The organism is Coleofasciculus sp. (genome assembly GCF_046539235.1).
In the GTDB taxonomy this organism is placed as follows: Bacteria; Cyanobacteriota; Cyanobacteriia; order Cyanobacteriales; family Coleofasciculaceae; genus Coleofasciculus.
Genome location: NZ_JBKHHI010000270.1, coordinates 1 through 9,124, shown reverse-complemented (window position 1 = coordinate 9,124; position 9,124 = coordinate 1). Strand labels below are relative to the sequence as shown.

Annotated in this window: 6 protein-coding genes, 2 pseudogenes and 1 CRISPR repeat array; of the genes and pseudogenes, 2 read left to right on the top strand and 6 right to left on the bottom strand. The window is 45.7% G+C overall.

The window, feature by feature from the left end:
* Positions 1-189: 189 nt before the first annotated feature.
* Complete coding sequence (locus ACLFWI_RS20725) at positions 190-417, bottom strand: LapA family protein (RefSeq protein WP_446414481.1); 228 nt, start codon at positions 415-417, stop codon at positions 190-192.
* Here ACLFWI_RS20725 and cas2 point away from each other — a divergent pair.
* Positions 415-632, top strand: a pseudogene (gene cas2 / locus ACLFWI_RS20720) (CRISPR-associated endonuclease Cas2); the annotation flags it as partial. The gene ACLFWI_RS20725 and the pseudogene cas2 sit on opposite strands and share 3 nt — an antisense overlap.
* 249 nt (positions 633-881) lie before the next feature.
* Positions 882-2,061: direct repeats of the CRISPR family, unit length 37 nt; unit sequence GTCGAAATCCTCTATAATCCCTATCAGGGATTGAAAC.
* A 164-nt stretch (positions 2,062-2,225) separates the two neighbouring features.
* On the opposite strand, the gene ACLFWI_RS20715 reads toward cas2, so the two are convergent.
* From ACLFWI_RS20715 to gorA, 3 genes and pseudogenes are all read right to left on the bottom strand, one after another.
* The gene (locus ACLFWI_RS20715; protein WP_446414480.1) at positions 2,226-3,665 is read right to left on the bottom strand and encodes a phosphoglucomutase/phosphomannomutase family protein; all 1,440 of its coding nucleotides are present in this window, start codon (positions 3,663-3,665) and stop codon (positions 2,226-2,228) included.
* Between the two features lie 77 nt (positions 3,666-3,742).
* Positions 3,743-5,123 (bottom strand): annotated as a pseudogene (locus tag ACLFWI_RS20710) (RNA-guided endonuclease InsQ/TnpB family protein).
* 345 nt (positions 5,124-5,468) lie between these two features.
* Positions 5,469-6,815, bottom strand: a complete 1,347-nt coding sequence (gene gorA, locus ACLFWI_RS20705; RefSeq protein WP_446414479.1) for a glutathione-disulfide reductase — start codon at positions 6,813-6,815, stop codon at positions 5,469-5,471.
* A 415-nt stretch (positions 6,816-7,230) separates the two neighbouring features.
* Here gorA and ACLFWI_RS20700 point away from each other — a divergent pair, with 415 nt between their 5' ends.
* Positions 7,231-7,941, top strand: coding sequence for a lysophospholipid acyltransferase family protein (locus tag ACLFWI_RS20700; protein ID WP_446414478.1), 711 nt, complete (start codon positions 7,231-7,233; stop codon positions 7,939-7,941).
* A 389-nt stretch (positions 7,942-8,330) separates the two neighbouring features.
* On the opposite strand, the gene ACLFWI_RS20695 is transcribed toward ACLFWI_RS20700, so the two are convergent.
* Both ACLFWI_RS20695 and ACLFWI_RS20690 read right to left on the bottom strand, forming a co-directional pair.
* Positions 8,331-8,768, bottom strand: coding sequence for an Hsp20/alpha crystallin family protein (locus ACLFWI_RS20695; protein ID WP_446414477.1), 438 nt, complete (start codon positions 8,766-8,768; stop codon positions 8,331-8,333).
* Between the two features lie 45 nt (positions 8,769-8,813).
* Positions 8,814-9,124: tetratricopeptide repeat protein (locus ACLFWI_RS20690; RefSeq protein ID WP_446414476.1), on the bottom strand; the 311-nt coding region annotated here is incomplete at its 5' end.

Sequence of the window (9,124 nt, the reverse complement as noted above, 5' to 3'; positions counted from 1 at the left end):
TAAACCCGCCCCGACAATTGTCCCTAAACCCGCCCCGACAATTGATTCCCTAAACCCGCCCCTACAGATTACCTAAAAAGAAAACAGCACCGTACTAAGTTTTGTAAACAAACCTCAAACCCTTACAAATGACACATGACGAATGACGAATGACTATCTTCACCGTTCACGTTAATTATGTCCACCTACTTATAATCGCCTTCTGCCTTCAATGTGCCACACCCACGGAATAATTGCCCCAGTAATCACGCCTATTCCCACGCTAAACGCCAAGACAATTCCCACAGGGAGTTTAATGGACTCAACATTGAGAAATCTCAGGGATACAAGTGTGGCGTTTTGTACCGATAAGATGGCAATTGCGGCAATCCAAGCGGCGACAATCACAGATGTGAGTAGATTAGTTAAGGCTTTCATCTCAAGCTTAGGTCTTCAGGGCAGTGGATGCAGTATAGTGTATATGAGTGCAGTTTGACGATATCCAGTATGCTAAGTGGCGATCGCACCTGGGCAAAGTTATTAAGCTAGACCAGGATAGCATTCGGTTTTACTGCCTCTGGGGGTGTTGTCAATGGAAGGTTGAGCGCATCGGTGGTGAAGTTATTCGGGATGATTCGATTTTTTGGGCTTAAATCCGAGAAGGGGTAGGTGTTTTCAAAGGCTGTGGTGATTTTCGGCTGTATCCCTTATGGGTTCTGGCTTTGAGTACACTAGCAGAAAAATTAGGGTCTCGGAAATCGTGAAACGCTTACTGGTACTGGATTCTGGATATTTTTTTTTAGATGCTTCTTGTCTGCCGAAGTCTGAAATGGTATATTAAAGAGAGTCTCTCGGAACTGAACCTTGAAAACTATATACAGCAAGCGTTTCAGAGGTCGGCAGTCGAAATCCTCTATAATCCCTATCAGGGATTGAAACAAGTAAATCATCATATCGATCGATGGTTCGCCATTGTCGAAATCCTCTATAATCCCTATCAGGGATTGAAACGTTATAATGACGATGGAATAGTAGTAGATAGCTGTCGAAATCCTCTATAATCCCTATCAGGGATTGAAACTTCAGGTAAGGAGCCGCTATCTATTGTAGAGAACCGTCGAAATCCTCTATAATCCCTATCAGGGATTGAAACTGAATTGCTAGGCACTGCTTATCTGTGGGAAAAGGTCGAAATCCTCTATAATCCCTATCAGGGATTGAAACCCTGACCACCCAGCCTGTAGGGTTAGATCTTGCGTCGAAATCCTCTATAATCCCTATCAGGGATTGAAACTCAGATCCACCGAAAGCCGATAGGGAGGTTTGGCTTGTCGAAATCCTCTATAATCCCTATCAGGGATTGAAACTGGCTGTAATCAGCGTACTCACAAGAGTGAGAAGGTCGAAATCCTCTATAATCCCTATCAGGGATTGAAACGTAGAGTCACCAGCACTAACAGGGTTATTTACCCGTCGAAATCCTCTATAATCCCTATCAGGGATTGAAACACTTAAAACTAACTCATCAGTTGCTTCATCCCTGTGTCGAAATCCTCTATAATCCCTATCAGGGATTGAAACTATTTTATAGAGATTTTCCGCTATCTCATGATTTGGTCGAAATCCTCTATAATCCCTATCAGGGATTGAAACGTATTCTTTTGGAGCCTTACTATTACTAGCTATTGTCGAAATCCTCTATAATCCCTATCAGGGATTGAAACAGGGAATCAATCCTCACTTGAGCCATTTCTAGCCGTCGAAATCCTCTATAATCCCTATCAGGGATTGAAACATAAATAATCCAGAAAAGTTTCCAACCACTTACTTGTCGAAATCCTCTATAATCCCTATCAGGGATTGAAACTTTGAAAGCGTTTGTGGTGCTGCTAATTTAATCAGTCGAAATCCTCTATAATCCCTATCAGGGATTGAAACGATCTGTGGATGTAAAGCTGAGACAGGGGAAATCGGGTCGAAATCCTCTATAATCCCTATCAGGGATTGAAACAGTGGATCTCCGCCCTCAAGTGGAAAGCGGCTGGGTCGAAATCCTCTATAATCCCTATCAGGGATTGAACAAATTAATTTCAGATTCTTGCTTTACAATTTCAGTGTTGAATCTTCTGTAATCCAGTCCGCGCAGGCGGACGCAAGTTTGTGTAGCAGCGATTTCAATCGCCTCCTCTTGCTGTGTAGAGACGTTGCATGCAACGTCTCTACAATCGTGATTCAGCAAACCCTAGTTATACCGTTGCCGGTTCCATCTGCTGAATCATCTGCTTCATCGCCTCAGCAATTTGATTTTGCTTTTCAGGAGAATCCGCTTCCATATACACCCGCATCAGAGGTTCGGTACCGGAGGGACGCAATAACACCCAACTTCCTTCTGATAAATAGAGTTTAATCCCGTCTTTGCGCCCCACTTCTTTAACCTTAATCCCAGCCACTTCTTTAGGAGGATTTTTGGTACAAGTGTCTAAAACGGCAGCTTTATGATCCTCATTCAAATGCAAATCTAGGCGCTGATTGTAAACTGGACCATCGGCTTCTTTAATCGCTTCTTCGACTAACTGACTTAGGGGTTTACCTTCGTAGGCAATAGCTTCAGCCACCAGCATATTGGCTAAAATACCATCTTTTTCGGGAATATGCCCAATAATGCTCAATCCGCCGGATTCTTCACCGCCAATCAGCACCTCAGTTTCCCGCATTTTCTGACCGATGTATTTGAAGCCGACGGCTGTTTCGTAAGTGTCTAGACCATGTTTTACGGCAAAGTTATCCAATAGGTGGGTTGTAGCAACGGTACGGACGATCGCACCTTTTTTACCTTTGTTTTTAATCAGGTGACGTGCCAGTAACAATAGCACCATATTGGGGGTTAGTACATTACCCTGTTCATCTACGATACCAAAGCGATCGCTATCCCCATCGGTGGCGAGACCTAAATCCGCCTTATCTCGCGTCACGGCTTCTCTTAACCCCACCAGATACTCGCCTTTGGGTTCGGGCATTCCGCCACCAAATAAGACATCACGGGTAGTGTTAAAGCTTTCCGTCTGACAGCCACAGTATTCTAAGACATCATCCAGATAACCGCGAGAGGTGGAATAGAGGGCATCATATTTTACATTCAGTTGCGCCCGTCGAATCCGTTCTACATCTAGTAGTGTGTAAATAAAGTCCAAGTAATCCGGTTTCGGGTCAAAGGTAGAAATTTTATCACCCTGCTTGCCACTAGGTAGTGCATCATCTGCCCCAGCAATATTGGAAACAATCGTATCCGTAATTTCCGGGGTAGCAGGACCTGCATAATCCGGGATATATTTAATTCCGCAATAGGCGGCGGGGTTGTGGGAGGCAGTAAACATAAGCGCCCCGGCTGAGTTGAGTTGACGCGCTTGATAGGCAATCACGGGCGTCGGACAATCCCGGTTGACAATTTTTACCGTCCAGCCCAAGTCTGCCAAAACCTCAGCAGCGGTGCGGGCAAACTCATCAGCCAAGAAGCGGGTATCATAAGCTACCAAGACGGGGCGGTCTTTGCTATAGGCTGTATCTAGATAACTCGCGATCGCACGAGTTACCTTACAGACATTGGCGAAGGTAAAATCATCTGCGATGATTCCCCGCCAGCCATCGGTACCGAATTTTATTTTATTAGCGCTATTTGTTGCACTCATTTGGGCTACGTTGCTCTTGATTTTACTCAATTTTGACATCTCCTCTCCTTAAAAGCGAGAAGATTAGAGAGCGGATGCTAAGCGACAGCTTGAAAGACTGTCGCTTCACATTTCTCGCGGTATGATCGTTTCAGATTGGAAAACAGATCGTACCGCTTCGGCAGTGTCAAGCTACCTCTACCCACCTTGGCTAGGTCTATTCCTAGCTGTGTGGCTACTTTTCCGATTATGTTTGATGCCCCGTTGCAATCAGCATTAATCAACTGACCGCCAGATGCCCTAAAAAGCCCACGTTTCACTCTTGTACCTGATGGTCTCCACCTTTCGGGTTTCTCGCCGTATTTCGGTAGGGAGTCACCATCTAAGAATGATGCTTGACTTGTATACGCCTCCTCTGTCAGGGTCATTACAATCCCGTATTCTGTGCCAAGCTGCCTTAGACGTTCAATTAGCCTGCCCGTGGGGATGGGCATGAAGTTTTGGTTCCCACGCTTACCCATCTTGGGACTGTTTTTGAGACCCTCGTTCCAACCAATAACCAGATTGCCGATTCCGTCAGCCAAGCACCGATTAATGATGAATCTAGCTGCCTTGTTAATGGCATCCCTCATTTGGTTGTTGCGTTTACCCTGCACCCGGTCTAGGTTGGCATCCCAATAGAATTCGGACTTACCCTGCTTGTACTTAGCTACTAAGCGGCAATACCCCTGATTCATTGACTTGAGCTTGCGCCCATCAATGATCAAGCTTTTACCTTGGGTTGATACTCCGGTTAACCAATTAGTGCCGCCGTGGTCAAATCCCCACGCTTGAGAGTAATCCAGGTTGGGGTTGACTTTAATGGGTTCTTTTGAGTCGTCTATTACCCAATCAATCCAGAACTCACCAAGACAAGGACGAATCGTTACTTCTTTAACCCAGTCTGAGTCAATAAACTCTGGCAATGGTAACTCAATCTGAGTGATTAGTTCAGGCTTGGATTTTTTGCTGATGGATGGGCGAAAACACCCGTCTTTGTAGGTTAGAGCTTGCTTAGGAAAAGTTACCGCCGCCAAACCACCTTTTTTCCTGTACTTAGGCAAGGATGGACGATTAGCTTCTCCCTGATAATAGGCGTCAACCAAGCTGTTATAACTCTTAATTGATTCACCTACAGACTGAGCGTGTTTGCTGTGCGGATTGAGCGGCTAGTGCCTTATAATGCATGCTCAGTTTAAGCTCTTTGTCTAACTCTGGGTAAGTCGTGCGACACCTGTACAACTTCCAGCCACACCGAAATTCATCGCCCCGCCAATAAAAAGTCAAAGCGTCATCGCGCCTTTCCCTCCATTGATAATGCTTTTGCCTGGTGTAATAAATTGCACAATTAATTAGACTATTTGCATTCTGACACTGGTTGATCCAGTAAGCTTTATCTTCATCTGCAAACTTGGCTCTAATTGGAATAGTTCGATACAGTTTTATCACCTTCTTTATGTTTTTATATTATATTATACAATAAAAAACTAGGTTAATATAATACCACAAAACCCCAGGTTAAAACCTGGTTTAAAGCTTTCATGCCCCGCGTTTTAACCGGGGATAAAAGCTTTAGTTTTATGAGTATTGTCATTCGTCTTATGTCTTATGTCGGACTATCCCAATATGTGCCTGAATACCATTTGCCTTGTCCCCACCAAAAGGGAGTTAACCCAAATGGCACGCTCGCCTTCTGCCGTTTTAGATCGCCGAAACCTTTGATATACTGTAGGGTGATCATTGCCCACCAGTATGCCAGTCAGTACCATTCGAGTTAACCCAGATTTACTCCAGCGTGAGAACTTCTTCTCCGATGGTGGGATGGATACAAATCGTCTCATTTAGCTGTTGCTTGTTGACGCCCTGACGAATCGCCACGGCGAGAGTTTGGATAATATCCGCCGCATGTTCACCCACCATTTGAGCGCCTACAATGCGCTGGTTTTCTCCCTCAGCGATTAATTTGATCATCACTTTTTCATCTTGTTCACTCAGGCTGTAAAGCATAGGTTTAAATTCAGTGCGGTAGCAGCGTACAGATTCACCAAATTTTTCCTGCGCCTTGCTTTGTGTCATTCCCACAGTCGCCGCTTCTGGGCGGGTAAACACCGCAGAGGGAACATTGTCGTAATTAACCGACTGAGGTTGGTTCCCAATCGCCGTATCCACAACGGCTTGACCTTCAGCGATGGCGACGGGGGTTAAGGGGATACGATTGGTGCAATCGCCAATGGCAAAAATAGTATCCTGCGTCGTGCGGCTGTACTCATCCACCTCAATGACGCCTTTTTCACTGACGTTAACCTCCGTGTTTTCCAAACCCAAGTCTTTAGTATTGGGGGCGCGACTGGTGGCAATTAAGACGGTATCGGCGTTCAGGGTTTCTTGATAGTCCCCGGATAAGCTGAGTTGGATTCCATCGCTTCCTTTAGTAATTTCTTTGGCTGTCGTTTGAGTCAGAATCCGGATTCCCCGTTGACTTAAGCCCCTTTGCACAGACAGGCGGATATCCTGATCAAAGCCAGGTAAGATTGACTCCTCGACATCCATCAGCGTCACCTCAGATCCCAAAGCATCCATCATACTGGCAAATTCTACACCAATATAGCCGCCACCAATAATTGCCAGTCGTTTGGGCAAGTCTTGCAGGTGAAACATTTCGCGGGAGGTAATTCCATGCTCTTTGCCAGGGATGTTTGGCACAATGGGATGTCCACCTACAGCAATAATAATTTTATTGGCAGTAATTTGGCGATCGCTTACGGTTATAGTATGAGCATCTACAAATTTGGCTTGACCGCGAATCAGGTCGATTCCCGCCTCCTCCAGGGTTTGCAGATAGGATTGATTCAGTTTATCGATATGGTGGTGGACTTTGCTGAGAAATTGTGACCAATTAATCTGGCGTTGACATTCACTCCAACCATAGCTGGTGGCGAGTTGATCTTGCAACGCAAAATCAGCCGCATAGACCATTAATTTTTTGGGAATGCAGCCGCGATTGACACAAGTACCACCGAGGGATTCTTTTTCCACCACAGCAACATTGATGTCGTAAGCCGCCGCTCGTTTTGCCGCTGCCAGACCGCCAGACCCTGCACCAATAATGAGGAGTTCGTAATTATAAGACATACTGTTGTTTGAGTATCTGTACCTGACTTGAAGGTTGCATAGGTGAAGCAAGTCTTGCACCATTCAACAGGCAGATTTTTTATCCATTACAGTCGATTGTAGGGGCGGGTTTAGAAACTAATGTAGGGGCGGGTTTAGGAACTAACGTCAGCTATTGCTGAAATAACGGAACAACAAAACCCGCCCTCCTCACCAATAAATAAACAACAAAACCCGCCCTAGTCCAGTCTCGTTCTCTTGCGCTGCCTCCCTTGATCAGGGCTAAAGCCCTTACTACGAACTACGAACTACGAACTACGAATTACGAACTACGAACTAACTTCATCAACCTTTAGGCAGAGGATAGTTTAGGTCATAACACCTAAGGTAAAGCTGTAATAAAATTTTATTGGCTTACACATCACCGATTGCTACAATGAGCCAGACCGAATCTCCCGACAAAACTCAAGACGATTCCCCGACTACCAAGGAAGAGGTAACCACCTCTCATGTTTCGCCGTGGTTAGTGCGCCTAGTTTATCCCCTAGGGCGTCACCTGGTTTTGCCCTTTTACTTTGGCAAGATTGAGGTCAAGGGACGGGAGAATTTACCCAAAGATAGTCCGGCTATCTTTGCACCCACCCATCGTTCTCGCTGGGATGCGCTGATGTTAGCTTATGCCGCAGGTCGAGATATTACCGGACGAGATTTACAGTTTATGGTGTCGGTTGATGAAATGAAAGGGGTGCAAGGGTGGTTTATTCGTCGTTTAGGCGGATTTCCCGTTGATCCAAAACATCCGGGAATTTCCAGTCTGCGTCACGGAATTGAGTTATTGGAGAAGGGAAAAGTTCTGGTTATTTTCCCTGAAGGCGATATTTTTCGGACGGAAGAAATCCAACCCCTAGAACCAGGATTGGCTCGGATGGCGCTCCATGCAGAAACGGATCAACCGGGTTTAGGAATTAAAATTGTGCCGATTCGGATTCATTATAGACAACCTGTACCCCACAAGGGATGCGATGTTGACATTCGTATTGGTTCACCTTTATCCGTAGCGGATTACTGTCATAAACCTGTCAAAGGATGTGCTGAAGAGATTAGGGATGATTTGCGACAGGCGCTTCAGGATATTGGTGATAAATGATTAATTGGTGATTGGCATCAATTGTCGGGGCGGGTTGAGGAACTAATGTAGGGGCGGGTTGAGGAACTAACGTCAGCTATTTACTAATAAATGCACAACAAAACCCGCCCGACTTCACCGATAACGGCTCACCAAAACTCGCCCTAATTAATCTTTGTCTCTATTGCTATCAGTTGATGGCTCCCCTCTCCCAAACTTGATACTGCTGGCGAATTGGAAAAACCTAACCCCCCAGCCCCCTTCCCTGCAAGGGAAGGGGGAGCATCAAAGCCCATCCCCGCGTCGGGGAGGGGTTTGGGGAGGGGTCAGACCCATCAGTTAATGACCAGCAGTATCAAACTTGGGAGAGGGGTTGGGGGTGAGGGCTGTCTACAAACAAGCCTAGTTAATTAGTCAAGGTTGACTTTAAAGACTTTGTTCTTTTCGGCTTCCGCTTTGGGCATGTTGAGATTTAGAATGCCGTCTTTATAGTCAGCTTGGACTTGCGTATTCTCAACTTGTCCGGGTAAAGGAATTACGCGGCGGAACTTACCATAGCGGAATTCACTGCGCGTCATTCCTCCTTCTTCAGTCTTGGCTTCAGATTTGCGTTCACCGCTAATCATTACTGAATCTTTGGTCACTTGCACATCTAAATCCTTGGGTTCCATTCCCGGAACTTCTAGCTTGAGATGGATGTTATTTTCGCTTTCTTCCATTTCTACGGGTGGTGCAAAGTTGATACCATCCCCTTCCCCGCGCATCGGTGCTAGACTTTCAAACAGGCGGTTCATTTCTTGTTGCAGAGAGTCAATTTCTCCGAAAGGTTGCCAACGAACAAGTGCCATAGTTATGACCTCCTAATTGCTTCCACAATAATTTTGATACGTTCTCTATCGGGAAACGTCTACCAAAAGTTGTAGATAGATAGTCTTATGGCTTTTGGTTAGAGCGGTTGGTGCAAGTTTTTGGGCTTGGGTGTAGAATGCGATCGCCTCTTTGATTTTCCCCTCTCGTGCCAATCTCACTCCTTCTTCCACCTTAACTTGTGCGGCAAAGGTGTGGGCGACAGCTTTGGGTTGGTTGTCTTTATCCTCTGTGTATGGATTCAGGTCAATATCTGGGTCTAATTCTAGGGCTTGGGTGTAAGATGCGATCGCCTCTTTTATTTTCCCCTGTCGTGCCAGTTTTTCTCCTTCTTCTA

Excerpts from the sequence above, each read along its gene's own strand:
- ACLFWI_RS20695 (WP_446414477.1), bottom strand. The coding sequence starts at position 8,768 with ATGGCACTTGTTCGTTGGCAACCTTTCGGAGAAATTGACTCTCTGCAA.
- gorA (WP_446414479.1), bottom strand. The coding sequence starts at position 6,815 with ATGTCTTATAATTACGAACTCCTCATTATTGGTGCAGGGTCTGGCGGT.
- ACLFWI_RS20725 (WP_446414481.1), bottom strand. The coding sequence starts at position 417 with ATGAAAGCCTTAACTAATCTACTCACATCTGTGATTGTCGCCGCTTGG.
- ACLFWI_RS20715 (WP_446414480.1), bottom strand. The coding sequence starts at position 3,665 with ATGAGTGCAACAAATAGCGCTAATAAAATAAAATTCGGTACCGATGGC.
- ACLFWI_RS20700 (WP_446414478.1), top strand. The coding sequence starts at position 7,231 with ATGAGCCAGACCGAATCTCCCGACAAAACTCAAGACGATTCCCCGACT.